At 69.5% G+C, this 21,191-nt stretch carries 14 protein-coding genes; all 14 read right to left on the bottom strand.

The genetic code is table 11. The features are described from left to right. Positions 1-77: 77 nt before the first annotated feature. The 14 genes from OG550_RS22725 to OG550_RS22660 all read right to left on the bottom strand — a co-directional run bounded on the left by OG550_RS22725 (position 78) and on the right by OG550_RS22660 (position 21,103). Positions 78-1,721, bottom strand: a complete 1,644-nt coding sequence (locus tag OG550_RS22725) for a peptide ABC transporter substrate-binding protein (protein WP_327680360.1) — start codon at positions 1,719-1,721, stop codon at positions 78-80. A 432-nt stretch (positions 1,722-2,153) separates the two neighbouring features. Beyond that, the gene (locus tag OG550_RS22720; RefSeq protein ID WP_327680358.1) at positions 2,154-3,437 is read right to left on the bottom strand and encodes an ABC transporter ATP-binding protein; all 1,284 of its coding nucleotides are present in this window, start codon (positions 3,435-3,437) and stop codon (positions 2,154-2,156) included. Continuing rightward, the gene (locus tag OG550_RS22715) at positions 3,427-4,479 is read right to left on the bottom strand and encodes an ABC transporter ATP-binding protein (protein ID WP_327680357.1); all 1,053 of its coding nucleotides are present in this window, start codon (positions 4,477-4,479) and stop codon (positions 3,427-3,429) included. The genes OG550_RS22720 and OG550_RS22715 overlap by 11 nt, the downstream gene beginning before the upstream one ends. A gap of 15 nt (positions 4,480-4,494) precedes the next feature. Further along, positions 4,495-5,409: an ABC transporter permease gene (locus OG550_RS22710; RefSeq protein ID WP_327684058.1), complete on the bottom strand. Its 915-nt coding sequence runs from the start codon at positions 5,407-5,409 to the stop codon at positions 4,495-4,497. Between the two features lie 76 nt (positions 5,410-5,485). Beyond that, complete coding sequence (locus OG550_RS22705) at positions 5,486-6,412, bottom strand: ABC transporter permease (RefSeq protein WP_327680355.1); 927 nt, start codon at positions 6,410-6,412, stop codon at positions 5,486-5,488. An 84-nt stretch (positions 6,413-6,496) separates the two neighbouring features. Further along, positions 6,497-8,122 (bottom strand): peptide ABC transporter substrate-binding protein, encoded by a 1,626-nt coding sequence (locus OG550_RS22700; protein WP_327680353.1) that lies wholly within the window; start codon positions 8,120-8,122, stop codon positions 6,497-6,499. Positions 8,123-8,295: 173 nt separating this feature from the next. Further along, a complete protein-coding gene (locus tag OG550_RS22695; RefSeq protein WP_327680351.1) occupies positions 8,296-9,312 on the bottom strand; it encodes an ABC transporter ATP-binding protein in 1,017 nt (338 codons plus the stop codon). Continuing rightward, positions 9,305-10,354, bottom strand: coding sequence for an ABC transporter ATP-binding protein (locus OG550_RS22690; RefSeq protein WP_327680349.1), 1,050 nt, complete (start codon positions 10,352-10,354; stop codon positions 9,305-9,307). Before OG550_RS22690 ends, OG550_RS22695 begins: the two co-directional genes overlap by 8 nt. Positions 10,355-10,373: 19 nt before the next feature. After that, entirely contained in the window at positions 10,374-11,315 is a 942-nt protein-coding gene (locus OG550_RS22685; RefSeq protein WP_327680347.1) for an ABC transporter permease, read from the bottom strand. Continuing rightward, entirely contained in the window at positions 11,308-12,252 is a 945-nt protein-coding gene (locus OG550_RS22680) for an ABC transporter permease (RefSeq protein WP_327680345.1), read from the bottom strand. The genes OG550_RS22685 and OG550_RS22680 overlap by 8 nt, the downstream gene beginning before the upstream one ends. 90 nt (positions 12,253-12,342) lie before the next feature. Then, positions 12,343-13,977: a peptide ABC transporter substrate-binding protein gene (locus OG550_RS22675; protein ID WP_327680343.1), complete on the bottom strand. Its 1,635-nt coding sequence runs from the start codon at positions 13,975-13,977 to the stop codon at positions 12,343-12,345. A 441-nt stretch (positions 13,978-14,418) separates the two neighbouring features. After that, positions 14,419-16,323, bottom strand: a complete 1,905-nt coding sequence (gene typA, locus OG550_RS22670) for a translational GTPase TypA (protein WP_327680341.1) — start codon at positions 16,321-16,323, stop codon at positions 14,419-14,421. Between the two features lie 219 nt (positions 16,324-16,542). Beyond that, entirely contained in the window at positions 16,543-18,327 is a 1,785-nt protein-coding gene (locus OG550_RS22665) for an ABC transporter family substrate-binding protein (RefSeq protein WP_327680339.1), read from the bottom strand. 229 nt (positions 18,328-18,556) lie between these two features. Further along, complete coding sequence (locus tag OG550_RS22660) at positions 18,557-21,103, bottom strand: SpoIIE family protein phosphatase (protein ID WP_442906053.1); 2,547 nt, start codon at positions 21,101-21,103, stop codon at positions 18,557-18,559. Positions 21,104-21,191 lie beyond the last annotated feature (88 nt).

Here is a 21,191-nt window from a genome sequence, read left to right as displayed (position 1 = left end):
CAGGGGCACGCCTCAGCCGGGCGGCGCGGGGGTTTCCCGCGCCGCCCGCCGCGGCGTGCCGGTCAGCTGGGGGACGGTCAGGCCAGTTCGACGTTGGCCAGGTCCATCTGCCCCTGGGCGTTGACGTTCACGTTCTTGACGCCCTTGGTGTAGGCCGCGGAGGACATGTAGGTGTAGACCGGGATGTACGGCAGGTCCTTGATGAGGATGTCGTCGGCGGCCTGGTAGAGCTTGATGCCCTCGGCGTCCTCCCTGGCCGCGTCGGCCTTGGCCAGCGCGGCCTCGAAGTCCTCGTTCACGTAGCCGCCGTAGTTGGACCCGTTCTCGATGGCGACCTTGGAGAAGATCGGGCGCAGGTAGTTCTCGATCGACGGGTAGTCCATCGACCAGGCCATGCGGAAGGCGCCGGAGTACTTCTTCTCGCCCAGCGCGGTGAGGATGGCGCCGAACTTCTCGAACGGCTTGAAGGTGACCTCGATGCCGAGGTTCTTCTTCAGCTGGTTGCCGACCGCCTCGATCCACTCCTTGTGGCCGCCGTCGGCGTTGTACCCGATCTCGATCGTGTTGCCGGGCAGGCCGCCGGACTGGGTGAAGAGCTCCTTGGCCTTCGCCGGGTTGTACGTGGCGACCTCGCCGAGCGCGCCCTGCCGGTATCCCGGAATGATCGGGCTGATGAAGTCGTCGGCCGGCTTGCGGGTGCCCGAGAAAATCGTCTTGGTGATCGCCTCGCGGTCGATCGCCATGGAGATCGCCTTGCGCAGGCCCGGGTTCTGGAACGCCGGGTTGGTGGCGATCGGGAATCCGATGTACCCGACGCCGGATTCCGGCTTGTAGATGTAGCGGTCGCCGAACTCCTGGGCGACCGTCGCCATCGCCGAGATCGGCAGCTTGTCGGTGATCTGGATGTTGTTCGCGCGCAGGTCGTTGTACGCCGTTTCCAGCTTGTCGTAAATCTTGAAGGTGACGGAATCCAGCTTGGCCTTGCCGTCCGACGCCGGGAAGTTCTCGTAGCGCTTGACCTTGATCTGCTTGTTGTGCTCCCACTTCCCGTCGATCTGGAAGGCGCCGTTGCCGATCGGCGCCTCCTCGAAGGCCTTGGTGTCGGTGAAGAAGGCCTTCGGGAGCGGGAAGAAGGCGTTGTAGCCGAGCATGGTCTTGAACTGCGAGAACGGCGCCTTGAGGGTCACCGTGAAGGTCTTGTCGTCGACGACCTTGAGGCCCTTGAGCTTGTCCGCGGTGGGGGTCTTGTCCTTGCCCGGCGCGAGCTCCTCGGACCCGACGATCTTGTCGAAGAACGGCATGGCCTCCTGCGCGTTGGCCTGGTTCGCCCCGTAGTTCCAGGCGTCGACGAAGGACTGCGCGGTGACCTTCTCACCGTTGTGGAAGGTGTAGCCGTCCTTGAGCTTGATCGTCCAGAGGGTGGCGTCCGCGGTCTCGATCGACTCGGCGACCCGCAGCTTCGGCGAGTTGTCCTTGATGTCGTAGTCGACCAGGCCGGCGAAGAGCGCGTTGAGCACCTCGGAGCCCTCGGACTCCGCGGTGTTCTGCGGCACCAGGCCGTGCTGCGGCTCACCCAGCTCGACGCTGATCGAGCCGCCCTTCTTGCCCGCGCCGGCGTCCCCGTCCGAGGACTTCTTGCCGCTGCTGGTGGTGCAGGCCGAGACCGCGAGCGCGGTGCACGCCGCCAGCGCGGTCCAACGCATCGTCTTGGTGAGCCTCATTCAACTGCTCCTCGATTTAGGGGCTTACGAACGAACGGCGCCTCGCCAGTCGGTGTGCCGGGCATGGCGAAGGTCGACATCTCAGGGCCGATCCGCACAGGTGGCGAGGTGACCACTGATACGCGCAGAGCAACTATCGATCACCCGACCCCTTCGGTGGAATCGCCGTCACATCTCTTTTCAATTACATGCTCAGACCAACCCGTGACAATACTCGGCAAATTCCTCCATATCGCGCTCGGAGCCGTCAATTCCACTTTCCGAATAACGAACAAATAGCACCGGTATTCGGCGCTTTACGAAGCGTAATGATCATTCCCGGACATGCCGGGAGCCCCCCTCCGGGGAATTCCCGCAGGTCGGCGGCCCACAACGCGAGAGCGCGCCCTCCGTTCGGAGGACGCGCTCTGCGAGTGGGGCGTACGCCCGGTGTCAAACGGTTTCCGGGCCGCTCCCGGGCTCTCCCCCGGGCCCGTCCCCGGGCTCCCCCTCCGGCGCCCGGTCCCCCGGTCCGCGCTCCGCCGCGAAGTGGCACGCCGAGTCGTGCGCCGCGAGACCGTCCAGCCAGGCCGGAGCGGCCAGCAGCGGGACCTCGGTCGAGCAGCGCTCCTGCGCCTTCCAGCAGCGGGTGCGGAAGCGGCAGCCGGACGGCGGGTTGGCCGGCGAGGGCACGTCGCCCGTGAGCACGATCCGGTCCCGGGTCTGGCGCGCGGTCGGGTCCGGCACCGGGACGGCGGACAGCAGCGCCTGGGTGTACGGGTGGGTGGCGTGGTCGTAGATCTCCAGGTCACTGCCGATCTCGACCATCTTGCCGAGGTACATCACGCCGACGCGGTCGGAGATGTGCCGGACGATGGAGAGGTCGTGCGCGATGAACATGTACGAGAGGTTGAACTCCCCCTGGAGCTGCTCCAGCAGGTTGATCACCTGCGCCTGGACGGAGACGTCCAGGGCCGAGACGGGCTCGTCGCAGATGATGATCTCGGGCTTGAGCGCCAGGCCGCGGGCGATGCCGATGCGCTGGCGCTGACCGCCGGAGAACTGGTGCGGGTACCGGTTGATGTACTCCGGGTTCAGGCCCACGACGTCCAGCAGGTCCTGGACGGCCTTGCGGCGGTCCCCCTTCGGAGCCACCTCGGGGTGGATCTCGAACGGCTCCCCGATGATGTCGCCGACCGTCATGCGCGGGTTCAGCGAGGTGTACGGGTCCTGGAACACCATCTGGATGTTCCGCCGCACCGCCTTCAGCCCCGCCCCGGAGAGCCGGGAGATCTCCTCCCCCTTGTAGCGCACCGATCCGCCGGTGGCCGGCTCCAGGTTCATCAGCACCTTGGCCAGCGTCGACTTGCCGCAGCCGGACTCGCCGACGATGCCCAGCGTCTCGCCCTGCATCAGGTCGAAGGAGACCCCGTCGACCGCCTTCACCGCGCCGACCTGCTTCTTGAACAGCACGCCCTTGGTCAGCGGGAAGTGCTTGACCAGGTCGCGGACCTCCAGGATCGGCTCACCGCGCGCCACCTCCTGGGCGAAGACCGCCTCCACCGGCACCTCGGCCGCCCCGACGACGGTCGCGCCGTCGCCCCGCGGCCCGGAAGCACCGATGCCCGAAGCGCCGACGCCCGAAGCCCCGGCACCCGAAGCACCCGAAGCCCCGGCACCGGAAGCGGTCGCCCCGCCGGAGCCCGCCCCGCCCGTGCCCGTCCCGTCAGCGCTCATGGAGGGTCTCCTTCCAGAAGAAGCAGGCACTGCCCCGGCCCGCCACCTCGGTGCCGTCGTCCTCGGCGACCGGGAACAGCTCCGGCACCTGCTGCCGGCAGACGTCCTGCGCCCGCGGGCAGCGCGGGTTGAACGCGCAGCCCGGCGGGATCCGCAGCAGGTTGGGCGGCAGGCCCTTGATCGCGTACAGCTCCTGGCCCTTCTGGTCCAGGCGCGGGATCGAGTCCAGCAGCCCCCTGGTGTACGGGTGCGCCGGGCGCGCGTACAGCTCGTGCACCGGGGCGGTCTCGACGATCCGGCCCGCGTACATCACGGCGATCTTGTCCGCGACGTCGGCGACCACGCCGAGGTCGTGGGTGATCAGGATCAGGCCCATGTGGTACTCGGACTGGAGCTCCGCGAGCAGGTCCATCACCTGGGCCTGGACGGTGACGTCCAGGGCGGTGGTGGGCTCGTCCGCGATGATCAGGTCCGGCTCCAGCGCCAGCGCCATCGCGATCATGATGCGCTGGCGCATGCCGCCCGAGAACTGGTGCGGGTAGTCCCCCACCCGGTCCTTCGCGGCCGGGATGCGCACCCGGTCCATCAGCTCGATCGCCTTCTCCTTGGCCTCCTTGCGCGAGGTGCCGTGGTGGGCGCGGAACATCTCGCCGAGCTGGAAGCCCACCGTGAGGACCGGGTTGAGCGAGGAGAGCGCGTCCTGGAAGATCATCGCGATCTTCTGCCCGCGGATCTTCCGCCGCTCCTCCTTGCCCATGGTGAGCATGTCCTGCCCGCGGAACCGGATCTCGCCGCGGGGGATGCGGGCCGGCGGCATGTCCAGGATGCCCATGATCGCCTGCGCGGTCACCGACTTGCCCGAACCGGACTCGCCGAGCACCGCCAGCGTCTCCCCCGCCGACACGCTGTAGTTGACCCCGTTGACCGCCCTGGCCACCCCGTCCCGGGTGACGAACTCGACGTGCAGGTCGCGGACGTCGAGCAGCGGGCCCTCGTAGGGCTGCTTCCGCCCGGTTCTGCCGGTATCGACTGCTGTGGTCACGATGCGTCCCCTCGCTCAGCGAAGCTTCGGGTCGAGGGCGTCGCGCACCGCGTCGCCCAGCATGATGAAGGCCAGCACGGTGATGGAGAGCGCCGCGGCCGGGAAGAACATCACGTACGGGGCGGTCCGGATCACCTTCTGGGCGGAGGAGATGTCGATGCCCCAGGAGATGGTCGGGTCCTGGAGGCCGATGCCGAGGAAGCTCAGCGTCGCCTCGGTGGCGATGTAGCCGCCGAGGGCGATGGTGGCCACCACGATCACCGGGGCGACCGCGTTCGGCAGGATGTGCCGCAGCATCAGCCGCCCGGTCCCGGCGCCGAGCGCCCGGCCGGCCACCACGTAGTCGGACTGCTTGACCGTCAGCACCGCACCGCGCATGACGCGGGCGATCTGCGTCCAGCCGAGGAAGGCGAGCGCGATCACCACGCTCCACACCGTGCGGTGGGAGAACGCGTTCAGCAGCACCAGCGCGCCGAGCAGCAGCGGGATGCCGAAGAAGACGTCGATGATCCGGGAGATCACGGCGTCCACGCCGCCGCCGAAGAAGCCGGCCACCATGCCGGCCAGTCCGCCGAGCAGGGTCACCGCGGCGGTGACGCAGATGCCGACGGTGATCGAGGCCCGGGCGCCGTACACCACCCGGGCGTAGATGGACCGGCCCTGCCCGTCGTAGCCGAACCAGCCGGCGCCGAAGAAGTCCGTCCAGTCCGGCCGCTTGAGGTAGTCGTTGATCAGGTCGGCCTTGCGCGGGTCGGCGTCGGTGAACGCCCAGGGGAAGATCGCCATCACGATCAGCAGCACGATCAGCACCGCGGAGATCAGGAAGATCGGCCGCCGCCGGAGGTCCCGCCAGGCGTCGCCCCAGAGGCTGCGGGCCTCTTCCCGCTTGACCGGGTCGGGCTCGACCAGGGTCTCCTGCTCGACCGCCATGCCCTGCTCGCCGGCGTAGTCCAGGTGGTCCAGGCCCGGCTTGGGATGCCGTTCGTACGAGCTCTCGTCGTGCATGTCAGGCATAGCGGATCCTCGGGTCCAGGACCGCGTAGAGCAGGTCGACGATGAGGGAGGCGACCAGGTAGACGATCACCAGGACGGTCACGATGCCGACGATGGTGGGCCCCTCCTTCTGGTTGATCGCCCGGTACAGGACGTTGCCGATGCCCTGCACGTTGAAGATCCCCTCGGTCACGATCGCGCCGCCCATCAGCGCGCCCAGGTCGGTGCCGAGGAAGGTGACCACCGGGATCAGCGAGTTGCGCAGCAGGTGCCGGGTGATGATGGTCCGCCGGGGCAGGCCCTTGGCGACCGCCGTGCGCATGTAGTCGGCCCGCAGGTTCTCGCCGATCGAGGTCCGGGTGAGCCGGGCGACGTACGCGAGTGAGAGCGAGCCCAGCACGATGGCCGGCAGGATCAGTTGTGAGAGGTCCGTGGAGTCCTGCACCGTCGGGGTGACCCAGCCCAGGTTGGTCGCGAAGACCGTCTGGGCGATGTAGGCCAGCACGAAGACCGGGATCGAGATCACCAGCAGGGTGAGGACCAGCACCAGGGTGTCCTGGACGCTGCCGCGCTTCAGTCCGGAGACCACGCCCAGGCAGAGGCCGAAGATCATCTCGAAGAGGAAGGCCATCAGGGCCATCCGGATCGTGACCGGGAAGGCGTCCGCCATGATCTCGGTGACCGGCCGGCCGGTGAAGCTGGTGCCGAAGTCCCCCTGGAAGAGGTTCCCCATGTAGTGCAGGTACTGCTTCCAGAGCGGCTGGTCCAGGTAGTACTTGTGCTTGAGGTTGGCCACCACGGCGGGGTCGGCGGCCTTGTCCCCGAACAGCGCCGCGACCGGGTCGCCCGGCAGCGTGTAGACCATCAGGAAGATCAGCAGTGTGGTGCCGAAGAACACCGGGATCATCTGCAGCACCCGACGCAGCACATAACTGCCCATCCGAGCCTCCTTCCTAGGTATCTGACCGAGTGCCCGGGCCCCGCCCTCCGTGCGGGGAGGGCGGGGCCGGCGCTGGGGGGCTGATCAGCCCTTGACCTCGACCTGGGTCCAGGCGGGGTTGCCGAAGGAGTCGAACGTGACGTTCTGCACCTTGGTGGAGTAGCCCGAGTTGGTGCGGTAGTACCAGAGCGGGACGGCCGGCATGTCCTGCGCCAGCACGGCCTCGGCCTGCTGGTAGCCGGTCACCGTGTCGGACACGCTGGCGGCCTGGTCGGCCTGGTTGGCGAGCTGGTCGAACTGCGGGCTGCTGTAGCCGAAGTCGTTGGACGCGGCGCCGGTGCGGTAGACGTCGGCGAGGAAGTTGGCGTTCAGCGGGTAGTCCTGCACCCAGCCGGTGCGGAACGCGCCGTTGATCTGGTGCCCGGTGATGGCCGCCCGGGCCGTCTTGAAGTCGGGCTTCGGGTCGCCCACGCAGTCCACGCCGGTGCTCTGCCGGATCGAGTTGCAGACGGCGTCGACCCACTCCTTGTGGCCGCCGTCCGCGTTGTAGGTGATCGTCAGCCTGTTGCCGGGGACGCCGCCGCCCTCGGCGATCAGCTGCTTGGCCTTGGCCGGGTCGAACTTGCAGTTGTCACCGCACTGGCCCTCCTTGTAGCCCTCGACGCCCTCGGCGACCCAGGCCGAGGCCGCCTTGCGGGAGCCCTGGAGCACCGTCTTGGTGATGGTGTCGCGGTCGATCGCCATCGACAGGCCCTGGCGGACCTTGGCCTTCTCCGGCGGGGCCCAGTCGGGCTGGTAGAGGGTGAAGCCGATGTTCTGGATGGCGCCCTGCGGGGCGTCGATCGCCCGGTCGCCGAGGTCGCTCTTGTAGGTGGCCAGCGCCGACGGGGGCACCTGGTCGATCACGTCCAGGTTGTTGGACTGGAGATCGGCGTAGGCGGCCTCGGAGGTGCTGTAGATCTTGAAGACGACGCCGCCGTTCTTCGGCTTGTCGACGCCCTGGTAGTTCGGGTACGCCTTGGTGACCACCTGCTGGTTGTGGTCCCAGCTGACGAACTGGTAGGCGCCGTTGCCGACCGGCTTCTGGCCGTACCCGGCCGGGTCGTTGAAGAAGGCGTCCGGGAGCGGGGAGAAGGCGATGTAACCCAGCTTGTACTCGAAGTAGGAGACCTTGCTGTTCAGCTTCACCGTGAAGTGCAGGTCGTCCACGACGGTCAGCCCGGACATCTTGTTCGTGGTCGGCTGGCCGCTCGCCGGGTGGACGTCCTGGTAGCCCTCGATGTCGGAGAACCAGGAGCCGTTGATCTGGTTGTTGGTCGTGGTCGCGGCCCAGTTCCAGGCGTCCACGAAGTTCTTGGCGTGGACCGGGGTCCCGTCGTGGAACGTCCAGCCGTCCTTCAGCGTCACGTTGAAGGTCTGGGCGTCGCTGGTCTCGATCGTGTCCGCGACCTGCATCCGGAGCTTGGCGTTGCTCGGGTCGTAGTCCACCAGCCCCTTGAACAGGTTCTGCAGGATGCGCCCACCACCCGTCTCGTTGGCGTTCGCCGGCTGGAGCGGGTTCTGCGGCTCGGTGCTCTGGTAGCTGAAGGTCTTGCTGGTGTCCGACGAGCCGCTGCTGCCGCCGTCGCTTCCGCTGCTGCACCCGCTGGCCACCAGGGCCACGGACGTCGCTGCGGCGAGGACCCATCGAGCACGGGTGGCTGCGGGCATGGAGGTCCCTCCTCAAGGTGTGTGACGCATCACACCCCATGAGAAGCGCGCCCGCGCGGCGGCGCGAGCCGGGTACCCCCGGACGGGTGCACGGGAGGCCCCGGGGAGTTGACGGAACGCCGGAAGGGCCCGCGGCGCGAGGCCGCGGGCCCTTCCGGGCGGAGTGGACGGGATCAGGCGGCGGCCGTCTCCCGGACCTCGGCGAAGTGGCAGGCCGACTGGTGCTTGGCCGGGCCGCTCAGCACCTCGGGCACCGCCAGCAGCGGGACCTCGGTCGAGCAGCGCTCCTCCGCCTTCCAGCAGCGGGTGCGGAAGCGGCAGCCGGACGGCGGGTTGGCCGGCGACGGGATGTCACCGGTCAGGATGATCCGGTCGCGGGACTCGCGAGCGGTCGGGTCCGGCACCGGCACCGCGGACAGCAGCGCCTGGGTGTACGGGTGGGTGGCGTTCTCGTAGATCTCCTCGTCGCTGCCGATCTCGACCATCTTGCCGAGGTACATCACGCCGACGCGGTCGGAGATGTGCCGGACGATGGAGAGGTCGTGCGCGATGAACATGTAGGAGAGCTCGAACTCGTCCTGCAGCTGCTCCAGCAGGTTGATCACCTGCGCCTGGACGGAGACGTCCAGGGCGGAGACGGGCTCGTCGCAGATGATGATCTCGGGCTTGAGCGCGAGGCCGCGGGCGATGCCGATGCGCTGGCGCTGACCGCCGGAGAACTGGTGCGGGTACCGGTTGATGTACTCCGGGTTCAGGCCCACGACGTCCAGCAGGTCCTGGACGGCCTTGCGGCGGTCGCCCTTCGGAGCCACCTCGGGGTGGATCTCGAACGGCTCCCCGATGATGTCGCCGACCGTCATACGGGGGTTCAGCGAGGTGTACGGGTCCTGGAACACCATCTGGATGTTCCGGCGGACGGCCTTGAGGCCCGCGCCGGACAGCTTGGAGATGTCCTCGCCCTTGAACAGGACCTGGCCGGAGGTGGCCCGCTCCAGGTTCATCAGCACCTTGGCCAGCGTGGACTTGCCACAGCCGGACTCGCCGACGATGCCGAGGGTCTCGCCCCTCGCCAGCTCGAAGGAGACGCCGTCGACGGCCTTGACGGCGCCGACCTGCTTCTTGAAGAGGATGCCCTGGGTCAGCGGGTAGTGCTTGACCAGGTCCTTGACCTCCAGGATGGGCTCAGCCATGGAGGGTCTCCTTCCAGAGGTGGCACGCGCTGCGGCGGCCGGTGAGCTCCTTGCCGTCCTTGTCGGTCACCTGGTGCAGCTTCGGGATCTCCGTGCGGCACAGGTCGGTGGCGACGTCACAGCGGGGGTTGAACGCGCAGCCGGCCGGGACCTTCAGCAGGTTCGGGGGCAGGCCCTTGATCGCGTACAGCTCCTGGCCCTTCTGGTCCAGGCGCGGGATGGAGCGGAGCAGGCCCTTGGTGTACGGGTGCGCCGGGTTGGCGTACAGCTCGTGCACCGGGGCGGTCTCGACGATCCGGCCCGCGTACATCACGGCGATCTTGTCCGCGACGTCGGCGACCACGCCGAGGTCGTGGGTGATCAGGATCAGGCCCATGTTGTACTCGGCCTGCAGCTCCGCGAGCAGGTCCATCACCTGGGCCTGGACGGTGACGTCCAGGGCGGTGGTGGGCTCGTCCGCGATGATCAGGTCGGGCTCCATGGAGAGCGCCATGGCGATCATGATGCGCTGGCGCATACCGCCGGAGAACTGGTGCGGGTAGTCGCCGACGCGCTGGCGGGCGGCGGGGATGCGCACCCGCTCCATCAGCTCGATCGCCTTCTCCCGGGCCTCCTTCTTGGAGGAGCCGCGGTGCACCCGGAACATCTCGCCGAGCTGCGCGCCGACGGTCATCACGGGGTTCAGCGAGGACAGCGCGTCCTGGAAGATCATCGCGATCTTCTGGCCGCGGATCTGCCGGCGGTCCTCCTCCTTCATCGCGAGCATGTCCTGCCCGCGGAAGAGGATCTGGCCCTGGCTGATCTTGCCGGGCGGCATGTCGAGGATGCCCATGATGGTCTGGGCGGTCACCGACTTGCCGGAGCCGGACTCGCCGAGCACCGCGAGGGTCTCGCCGGCGGCCACGGAGTAGTTGACTCCGTTCACGGCCTTCGCGACGCCGTCCCGGGTGTGGAACTCCACGTGGAGGTCCTTGACCTCCAGCAGCGGGGTGCCAACCTCAAGGCGGCCGCTCTTCTGGTTCTTCTCGATCACGGTGGTCATCGGGTCGTCACCTCTTCTCTCAGCGGAGCTTCGGGTCGAGGGCGTCGCGGACCGCGTCGCCGAGCATGATGAAGGCCAGCACGGTGACGCTCAGCACCGCGGAGGGGAAGAGCAGCACGTGCGGCGCGTCCAGGAAGCGGACCGACGCGTCGCTGATCATCAGGCCCCAGGAGATCTCCGGCGGCTGCACGCCGATGCCGAGGTAGGAGAGCGCGGCCTCGGCACCGATGTAGACGCCCAGGCTGATCGCGGAGACGACGATGACCGGCGCGATGGCGTTCGGCACGATGTGCCGGAAGGTGATCCGGCCGGAGCCGGCGCCGAGGGCGCGGGCCGCCATCACGTAGTCGTTGTTCTTGTTCGACAGCACCGAGGCGCGCATGATGCGGAAGATCTGCGGCCAGCCGAGCACGGTCATGACGACCGAGACCGTCCAGGCGTTGCCCTTGCCGAGCATCGACATGATCAGCATGCCGCCGAGCAGCAGCGGGATCGAGAAGAAGATCTCGGTGAAGCGCGACAGGATGCTGTCGACGATCCCGCCCTTCCAGCCGGCCAGCAGGCCGAGGAGCGCGCCCACCAGGGTGACCATGGTGGTGGTCAGGACGCCGACGATGATCGAGTTGCGGGCGCCCCACACCGTGCGGGTGTAGATGTCGCAGCCCTGGACGTCGAAGCCGAACCAGTGCTCGGCACTGGGCCGCTTCAGCGAGTCGGCCAGGTCGCAGGCCCCGGAGTCGAACGGGCTGCCGTCCGTGAACAACTGCGGCACGGCGGCCAGCAGGAGCAGGAAGGACACCAGCACCGCGCCGATGATGAAGACCGGGTTGCGGCGCAGGTCGCGCATCGCGTCCGACCAGAGACTGGCGACGCGCTCCGGCTTCTGCTTCTTCTCCGGCGAGGACTTGGGGGTGTTGTCCTCGGAAGGGGCCTCGGCGCCCTTGGTGATGGTCTCACTCATAGCGGATCCTCGGGTCGAGCACGGCGTACAGCAGGTCCACGAGCAGGGTGGTGACGAGGTAGATCATCACCAGCAGCGTGACGACGCCGACGATGATCGTGCCCTGCTTCTGGTACACGGCCTGGGCGAGCAGACCGCCGATGCCGTGGATGTTGAAGATCTTCTCGGTGATGACCGCGCCGCCCATCAGACCGCCGAGGTCGGCACCGAGGAAGGTGACGATCGGGATCAGCGCGTTGCGCAGGGCGTGCCGGCCGATCACCCGACGGCGCTTCAGGCCCTTGGCGACCGCGGTGCGCACGTAGTCCGCGCGCATGGTCTCCATCAGGCTGGTGCGGGTCAGTCGGGCCACGTAGGCGAGCGAGGTCGAGGCCAGCACGAAGGCCGGCAGCAGGTACGCCCGCAGACCGTCTTCCTCGTTGAAGGAGACCGAGAAGATCTCGATGCCGTAGTCGTTCTTGAGCTTGACGCCGAGCACGAGCTGGAGCACGAAGCCGGTGACGAAGACCGGGATCGAGATCACGAACAGCGTGCTGATGAGGACCAGCTGGTCCAGGAACTTGCCCTTGCGCAGGGCCGCCATCACGCCCGCCAGCACACCGATGATCGCCTCGATGACGAACGCCACGATGGCGAGGTTCACGGTGAACGGGAACGCCTCGCTGATCATTTCGCTCACCGAACGACCGGTCAGGCTCTCACCCAGGTCGCCTTGGAAGACGCCGGTGATGTAGTTCCAGTACTGGAGCAGGAACGGGTCGTTCAGGTGGTACTTCTGGCGGATCATCTCCGCCACGAGCGGATCGGCCTTCTTCTCGCCGGCCAGCGCCTGCACCGGGTCACCGGGCAGGCTGAAGCACAGCCAGTAGATCAGGAACGTCGCACCGATCAGGACAGGGATTGCCTGTATAAGTCGGCGGATGACATAGCGGCCCATCAGACCTCCATACTTTCGGACAAGGAAGGGAGGCGGGAGGACCCGGACTGTAGTCCGGTCCGCCCGCCCCCGTTCGTCTGATTAACCGGATCAGCCGGCGAGCTCGACCTCGTCCAGGTTCATGCGTCCCTGGGCGTCGGTGTCGAAGTTCTTGATCTTCTTGCTGTACGCGGCGGAGGACATGTAGGTGTACACCGGGATGTACGGCAGGTCCTGGACGAGGATGTCATCGGCCTGCTGGTACAGCTTCTGACCCTCCTCCGGGCTCTTCGCCTGGTCGGCCTGGTCCAGCAGGGTCTCGAACTGCTCGTTGACGTAGCCGCCGTAGTTCGAGCCGTTCTCGATCGCGACCTTGGAGAAGATCGGACGGAGGTAGTTCTCGATCGACGGGTAGTCCATCGACCAGGCCATCCGGAAGCCGCCGGAGTACTGCTTCTCGCCCAGCGCGTCCAGGATCTTGCCGAACTTCTCGAACGGCTTGAGGGTGACCTCGACGCCCAGGTTCTTCTTCAGCTGGTTGGCGACGGCCTCGATCCACTCCTTGTGGCCGCCGTCGGCGTTGTAGCCGAGCTCCAGGGTGTTGTTCGGCACGCCGCCGGCCGTGTCGAAGATCGACTTGGCCTTGGCCGGGTCGTACTTCGCCGCGTCGCCCATGGCGCCCTTGCGGTAACCCGGGATCAGCGGGTTGATGAAGTCGTCGGCCGGGACGCGGGTGCCCGAGAAGATCGTCTTGGTGATCGCCTCGCGGTCGATCGCCATCGAGATCGCCTTGCGGATCTCCGGCTTGCCGTAGGTGGCCGGGTTGGTGGCGATCGGGAAGCCGATGTAGCCGACGCCGGACTCCGGCTTGTAGATGTAGCGGTCGCCGAACTCGCCCTTGACCGTGCCCATGGCCGAGATCGGGAGCTTGTCGGTGGCCTGGATGTTGTCGGCGCGCAGGTCGTTGTACGCCGTCTCCAGCTTGTCGTAGATCTTGAAGGTGACGCCCTGCAGCTTCGCCTTGCCGTCAGCGGCCGGGAAGTTGTCGTAGCGCTTGACCTTGATCTGCTGGTTGTGCTCCCACTTGCCGTCCATCTGGAACGGGCCGTTGCCGATGGGGGCCTCTTCGAAGGTCTTCTTGTCAGCGAAGAAGGCCTTCGGCAGCGGGTAGAACGCGTTGTAGCCCAGCATGGTCTTGAACTGGGAGAACGGCGCGGTCAGGGCGACGGTGAAGGTCTTGTCGTCGACGACCGTCAGGCCCTTGAGCTTGTCGGTGGTCGGCTTCTTGTCCTTGCCCGGGGCCAGGTCGGCGGAGCCGTCGATCTTGGCGAAGAACGGGAGGCCCTCGGCCGCGTTGTCCTGGTTGGCGCCCCAGTTCCAGGCGTCCACGAAGGACTGCGCGGTGACCTTCTCACCGTTGTGGAAGGTGTAGCCGTCCTTCAGCTTGATCGTCCAGACCTTGCTGTCGGGGGACTCGATCGACTCCGCGACGCGCAGCTTCGGCTCGTTGGTCTTGTTGTCGTACTCGACCAGGCCGGCGAAGAGGGCGTTCAGGACCTCGGCACCCTCGGACTCCGCGGTGTTCTGCGGAATCAGGCCGTGCTGCGGCTCACCGAGCTGAACAGCGATCGTGCCGCCGCCCGAGGCAGCCTTGTCGCTGCTCTTCGAGCTGGTGCTGCAAGCGGTCGCCGCAAGGGCGATCGCGGTCGCCGCGACGAGCCACTTGGTCTGGGTTGCACCACGCATGGGGGGATGCCTCCTGAATTCGACTTTCCAACGAGGAGAGCACTGCGGGCGGTTGGTACCGGTCCGCTGTGCCGTCCGCGCTCGTGGTTTCGGCGCGCACCCCTGCGCGTTAACCCTTGACCCGAGCCTGACTGCACCCACTATGTGTCACGCACGGACACGAAAGTGACCACTGCCGATCTCAATTAGGTCACATGAACGGTCGGTAAGTTTCGAAAATCGGACATATGAGACATACTCAGACAGGCATTAAACGGACAGTCGTCATGAATGACGGACTGTCACGTTCGCTCAGCGGACACCTTGCCGTGGTAAGCGCTATTCCGTTTATACGCGCGTCGACAGCGTGGAGTGATTGAAAAAGTTCGCCCCCCTCTCCATCGGAAAGGGGGGCGACGGTTTCCGGCCAAAGCACGGCCGGAAGGCCTCAGAAGGCGGTGATCAGACCTTCTTCGCGCGCGAGGCGGTACGGCCACGGTCCTTCTGGTCCAGCACGACCTTACGGATGCGAACAGTCTCCGGGGTCACCTCGATGCACTCGTCCTCGCGGCAGAACTCCAGCGACTGCTCCAGCGAGAGCTTGCGCGGCGGCACGATCGACTCGGCGACGTCGGCGTTCGACGACCGCATGTTGGTGAGCTTCTTCTCCTTGGTGATGTTGACGTCCATGTCGTCGGCGCGCGAGTTCTCGCCGACGATCATGCCCTCGTACACCTCGGTGCCCGGGTCGCAGAAGAGCACGCCGCGCTCCTGCAGGTTGGTCATCGCGAACGCGGTGACCACGCCGGCCCGGTCGGCGACCAGCGAACCGTTGTTGCGGGTCGTCAGGGTGCCGAACCACGGCTCGTGGCCCTCGTGGATCGAGTGCGCGATGCCGGTGCCGCGGGTGTTGGTGAGGAACTCGGTCCGGAAGCCGATCAGGCCGCGGGACGGCACCACGAACTCCATCCGGACCCAGCCCGAACCGTGGTTGGACATGTTGTCCATCCGGCCCTTGCGGATGCCCATGAGCTGGGTGACGGCACCCATGTGCTCCTCGGGGACGTCCACGGTGAGGCGCTCGACCGGCTCGTGCGTCTTGCCGTTGACCTCCTTGGTGACCACCTGCGGCTTGCCGACGGTCAGCTCGAAGCCCTCGCGGCGCATGGTCTCGATCAGGATGGCCAGCGCCAGCTCACCGCGGCCCTGCACCTCCCAGGCGTCCGGACGCTCGGTCTCCAGGACGCGGAGCGAGACGTTGCCGATCAGCTCGCGGTCCAGGCGGTCCTTCACCTGGCGGGCGGTGACCTTGCGGTCGACCCGGCCGCTGGCCTTGGCGTCCGCGCCCTTGCCGCTGCCGCCCCGGCCGACCAGCGGCGAGGTGTTGGTGCCGATGGTCATCGAGATGGCCGGCTCGTCCACCGTGATCAGCGGCAGCGCGATCGGGTTCTCCGGGTCGGCCAGGGTCTCGCCGATCATGATCTCGGAGATGCCGGCGACGGCACAGATGTCACCCGGGCCGGCCACCTCGGCCGGCTTGCGGGTGAGCGCCTCGGTCATCAGCAGCTCGGAGATGCGGACGTTCGTGATGGTGCCGTCGCGCTTGATCCAGGCCACGGTCTGGCCCTTGCGCAGCTCGCCCTGCTCGACGCGGAGCAGCGCGATGCGGCCGAGGAAGTTGTCCGCGTCGAGGTTGGTGACGTGGGCCTGGAGCGGCGCGTCCTCCTCGAACGTCGGGGCCGGGACGTGCGCCAGGATGGTGGAGAAGAACGGCTCCAGGCTGTCGCTGTCGGCGGGGACGGTGCCGTTCTCCGGCTTGGTCAGCGAGGCGACACCGTCACGGGCGCAGGCGTAGACGATCGGGAACTCGATCTGGTCCTCGTCCGCGTCCAGGTCGAGGAACAGGTCGTAGGTCTCGTTGATGACCTCGTCGATCCGGGCGTCCGGACGGTCGGTCTTGTTGATGCAGAGGATGACGGGCAGGCGCGCGGTGAGCGCCTTGCGGAGCACGAAGCGGGTCTGCGGGAGCGGACCCTCGGAGGCGTCGACGAGGAGGACGACCGCGTCCACCATCGACAGACCGCGCTCGACCTCGCCACCGAAGTCGGCGTGGCCCGGGGTGTCGATGATGTTGATGGTGATCGGGACGCCACCATCCTTCGGGTGGTACTTGACGGCGGTGTTCTTCGCGAGAATGGTGATGCCCTTCTCGCGCTCCAGATCGTTGGAGTCCATCATCCGGTCGTCCAGCTGCTGGTGCGCGGCGAAGGCGCCGGCCTGCTTGAGCATGGCGTCGACCAGGGTGGTCTTGCCGTGGTCGACGTGGGCGACGATGGCGACGTTACGGATGTCGTTGCGCGTGGGCATGCCTAGCAGATTCTCCCGGAATCGTGGGTTTCGGCGCCCGGCTGCGTGACGCGCACTTGCGACCCATCTTGGTCGCCGCCGCCCGTTCCGCCTGCTACTACCGGTCCACCCGCCGGGCAGGACATGCCACGGCTTCCTCCTATGGTACGGGGAACCGCCCAGCTCGGCCGAAACGGGCAGGTCGGGCGGGATCAAGATCACAGCCAGGTCACCGGCATTTCACCCGGCGGACCACCCCACGTCCTGGAACCGCGGCGGTCCGAACCCCCACACGCCCGCCCCCGCGAGACCCGTCCGGACGGCCGTCAGTTCGGGGCGCTGGAACAGCGGCACCGAGTGGCCCAGCTGCCAGATCCGGACGTCCGCCTCCTGGAGGAGGGCCCGGCGGGCGGCGGGGTCCGGTTCGGCGGCGGCGCGGTCGAAGAGCCGGTCGATCTCCTCTGTTCCCACCCGGGCGTAGTTGACGCCGCTCCGGGGTTCCCCGTCGGGGCCGGGGCGGGGCTTGGCGTAGACGGCGCGCTGCTCGGCGGCCGGGCCCGGTCCGGCGGGCCAGGAGAACAGGGCGAGGTCGAAGTCGCCGGCGGCCAGGTGGTCCCGGACGAAGGTGTCCGCCGGTGCCTCCGTCACCCGGACCGCGATCCCGGCCGCGCCGAGGTCCGCCGCCACCGCGTCCGCGGTGCGCCTGGCGGTGGCGGAGCCGGCCGGGGCCAGCAGGGTCAGGGCCAGCTCGCGCCCGTTCCCGGCCCGGGTGCCGCCGGCGGCGGGGCGCTTCCAGCCCGCCGCGTCCAGCATCCGCCCGGCGTCGGCGGTGCCGAGCGCGTCGGCGTTGTCCCGGTAGCCGTCCTGGTCGCCGGTGAGCAGGTGGTGGCCGAGCGGGGCGGCGGGCAGGCCCATCGGGGTGAGTGCGGCCCCCGCGGCGTGCCCGCGGTCGACGGCGCGGGCCACCGCGCGGCGCAGGGCCGGGTCGGTGAGGGGCTCGCGGGCCGCGTTGAGGGTGAGCTGGGTGAGCGCGGCGCCGGCGGCCCGGTGCAGGGTGACGCCGGGCAGGGACTGCGCCCGTCCGAGGGCCTGGGCGGCCCCTCCGGCGCCCGCGCCGCCGGTGTCGGCACCCGGGGGGCCGGAGGCGGCCGCGCGGTCGACGGCGGCCGTCAGCGGGGCGACGTCCAGCCGGTTCTGTTCCAGCTCCCCGAGCCGCCGCTCGGGCGGGGTGGCGAGGAAGTCGATCCGGTCGGCCTTGGCCGGCTCGCCCCACCAGTAGGGGTTACGGACGAGGGCGGCCCGTCCGCCGGCCGGGTCGTAGCCGGAGACCAGGAACGGCCCGGCGGTCGGGTGGGCGGCGCCCCCGGGCAGCGGGCGGTCGAAGGCGGCGGCGGTGGCGGTCTCGGCGGCCGGGTAGAGCGGGCCGAACAGGGCGCGCCACTCTCCGTAGGGCTGCCGGAAGGTGACCCTGACCTCCTGCGGGCCGGCGCCCTGGACGATCGAGTCGATCGCGCCGTACCCGGCCGGGCGGGCGGCGGTGTAGGCGGGGTCGAGGCCGGAGAGCGCGGCCCGCTGGGCGATGAAGTCGGCGATGGAGAGCGGGGTGCCGTCGCTCCAGGCGGCCCGCGGGTTGAGGCGGTAGGTGACCACCTGCGGCAGCTGCCCGGGCGGGGTGCACTCGGCGGCGGCGAGGTAGTCGGGATCGGCCTCCCACTCGCCGTGCGCGCCGGGCCGGAACAGCGCGGGGTAGAGGGCGTGCGCGAGCAGCGCGGAGTCGGCCGTGGCGGCGGGCTGGTAGACGTTCAGGGTGGCGGGGACGGCGTCCACCGCCCAGCGCAGGGTGCCGCCGTCCCGCACGGTGGAGCGGTCGACCGGGAGGACGTCCCCGGTGACGGCGGCCGGCGCGGGCGGCGCGGGGCCGGGCGCCGGGGCGGTGCCGGCCGGGGCCGGGCCGCCGGAGCAGCCCGTGCAGGCGGCGAGGGCGAGCAGCAGCGCGGCGGCTGCGGCGGGGAGGCGGACGCGCATGGCGGCCATGGAACGCCGCCGGTCCGGGCCGGGCCGCGGCGACACGGCGGCCGCCGGGGGACTGCACCCGGTCGGCCGAGCCGCCGCCGTCCGGGCCCGTCCGCCGGGTGCGGGTCGGGGCCGGTCGGGGCCGGTCGGGGCCGGCCCGGCGCCCGGATCAAGGCCGGTTCAGGGCCGGTTCAGGGCCAGCTGCAGACCCGGATCAGGTCCGGTTCGGGGCCCGGGGCGCCTACAGTCCCAGCTCGAACCAGACGATCTTGCCCTTGGGCGTCCGCCGGCTGCCCCAGCGCTCGGCGAGCAGGCTGACCAGCTGGAGCCCGCGCCCGCCCTCGTCCGTCTCCTGGGCGCGCCGCTGCCGGGGCTGGGCGTAGCCGTCGTCCCAGACCTCGCAGACCATGGTCCGGTCGCGCAGCAGGCGGAGCCGGATCTCGCCCCGGCCGTGCCGCAGCGCGTTGGTGACCAGCTCGCTGACCAGCAGCTCGGTGGTGTCGACCAGCTCGTCGAGGCCGCGGGCCAGCAGCCAGCTGCAGGCGAGTTCGCGGGCCTTGGCGACGGAGGTCGGCTCGGGCGGCAGGAACCAGTTGCCGACGGCGTCCTCGGGGAAGGCGTGCACCTTGGCCATCAGCAGGGCGATGTCGTCCTCGCCGTGGTGCGGGTTGAGTTCGCCGAGGACGTGGTCGCAGAGGTCCTCCAGGCCCTTGCCCTCGGCGGAGAGCGCGACCCGGAAGGCGCGCAGCCCCTCGTCGAGCTGGTGCTTGCGGCTCTCCACCAGGCCGTCGGTGTAGAGGCCGAGCACGGCGCCGTCCGGGAGGGTCAGCTCGACCTCCTCGAAGGGCTCGCCGCCGACGCCGAGCGGCAGCCCGGGCGGGACGTCCAGCATCCGGGCCGGCTCGCCCGGGCCGAGCAGGACGGGCGGCAGGTGGCCGGCGTTGGCGAAGGTGCAGCGCCGGGTGACGGCGTCGTACACCGCGTACACGCAGGTGGCCAGGTAGACCTCGCGGGCCTCCTCGTCGGCGGTCGAGGTGAGCCGCCCGTACGGGGCGGGCACGGCGGCCGGCGCGGTGTCGTCGCCGAGGCCGCGGGCGATCTCGTCGAGCGCGGTGAGCACCTCGGCGGGGTCGAGGTCGAGCATGGCCAGGGTGCGGACGGCGGTGCGCAGCTGGCCCATCGCCACGGCGGCCCGCAGGCCGCGCCCCATCACGTCGCCGATGACCAGGGCGGTGCGGTTGCCGGGCAGCGGGATGACGTCGAACCAGTCGCCGCCGACCTCGGTGTTGTTGTTGCTGGGCAGGTAGCGGCAGGCGATCTCCAGGCCGCTGGCGGCCGGGTTGCCGGGGGGCAGCAGGCTGCGCTGGAGGATCAGCGCGCGCTCGTGCTCGCGGCGGTAGAGCCGGGCGTTGTCGATGCAGACCGCGGCGCGGGCGACGAGTTCCTCGGCGATGGCGACGTCGCGGGCGTCGAACGGCTCGCTGCCGATCGCGCGGGAGAGCTGCACCAGGCCCAGCACCTGGTCGCGGGCGACCAGCGGGACGATCAGGGTGGAGCGCAGCAGCGGGTCGGGCCCGGGCTCGGGGACGACGCTGCGGCCGGTGCGCAGGGCCCGGGCGTGCGGGGACCGGCGCGGGTAGCAGAGGGTGCCGCCGGCTTCGGCGATCGGCAGGCCGGTGACCGAGCCGAGCACCGAGGAGGCGCCGCCGACCACGCTGGAGACGGCGACCCGGCGCAGCTCGCCGCTGCCGTCGGTGAGCACGCCGTCGCCGTAGCGGCCGGCGCTCGGGACGGTCTCGCCGGAGAGCAGCGCGGTGTACAGGTCGACGGTGGCGAGGTCGCAGAACGGCGGGACGACGACGTCGAGCAGTTCCTTGGCGGTGGTCTCCAGGTCGAGGGTGGAGCCGATGTGGGCGCTGGCCTCGTTGAGCAGGGCGAGGTTGCGGCGGACGCCGTCGGCCTCGCGCTCGGCGACGTGCCGGCTGGTGACGTCGGAGACCTGCCCGGCGACGCCGGTCGGCTGGCCCGCCGCGCCGTTGAGCCGGTAGAGCGAGACGGCCCAGAGCCGGTTGCCCTCACGGGTCGGCACGGTGGAGTGGAAGCGCAGGTCGAAGACGGGCTCGCCGCTGGCGAGGACCTTGCGCAGGGCGGCCGTGAGCCGGTCGGCCTCGGAGCCGGGGAAGAGGTCGTGCGGGGTGAGGCCCTCCAGGTCGGTGGGCGCGAGGCCCATCCCGGAGGCGAAGGCGTCGTTGACGCGCTGGAGCCGGAGCCGGTCGTCGAAGAGGATGAACCCGGTCGGGGTCTGCCCGAAGACCGCCTCGGAGGCGGCGAGGTCGGTCTCGATCCGGCGGAGCCTGCCGAGGTCGACCGCGAGGCAGGTGGCACCGGCGGTGGGCAGCGCGCTGTCCGGCATCAGGTACAGCTCGGCGAGCCCCTCGCCGCCGTGGGCGTCGCGGTACGGGGTGGTGCCGACCCACTCCTCGCCGGCCAGCGTGCGTTCCAGCCGGGCCCGGCCGCGCTGCCAGAGCTCGCGCGGGACGAAGGTGGTGACCGGGTCGGCGCCGACCGCCTCGGCGGCGGGGATGCCGAAGAACTCGGCGGCGCGCTCGCTCCACTGGCTGATCCGGCCGTCGGGGCCGATCGCGAAGGTCGCGACCCGGATGTAGTCGTAGATCGAGCCCGGGTCCCCGGCGCCCCAGCGGTGCTCCTCCGCCACCGGACGGGCGGCACGGCCGGCGGCCGGGGCCGCCGCCCGTGCGGCCGCGAGGGGTGCGGCGGGGCCGGGCACGTGTTGCGCACCGGCCTGCCCGGGTACAGCGGCATGACCGCTGCTGCTCGGCGCGTTACGCGCCGGGGTGCTGTTCAACGGACCGACC

This window comes from Kitasatospora sp. NBC_00458, from assembly GCF_036013975.1.
In the GTDB taxonomy this organism is placed as follows: Bacteria; Actinomycetota; Actinomycetes; order Streptomycetales; family Streptomycetaceae; genus Kitasatospora.
This window is presented reverse-complemented; position numbering and strand designations above follow the sequence as displayed.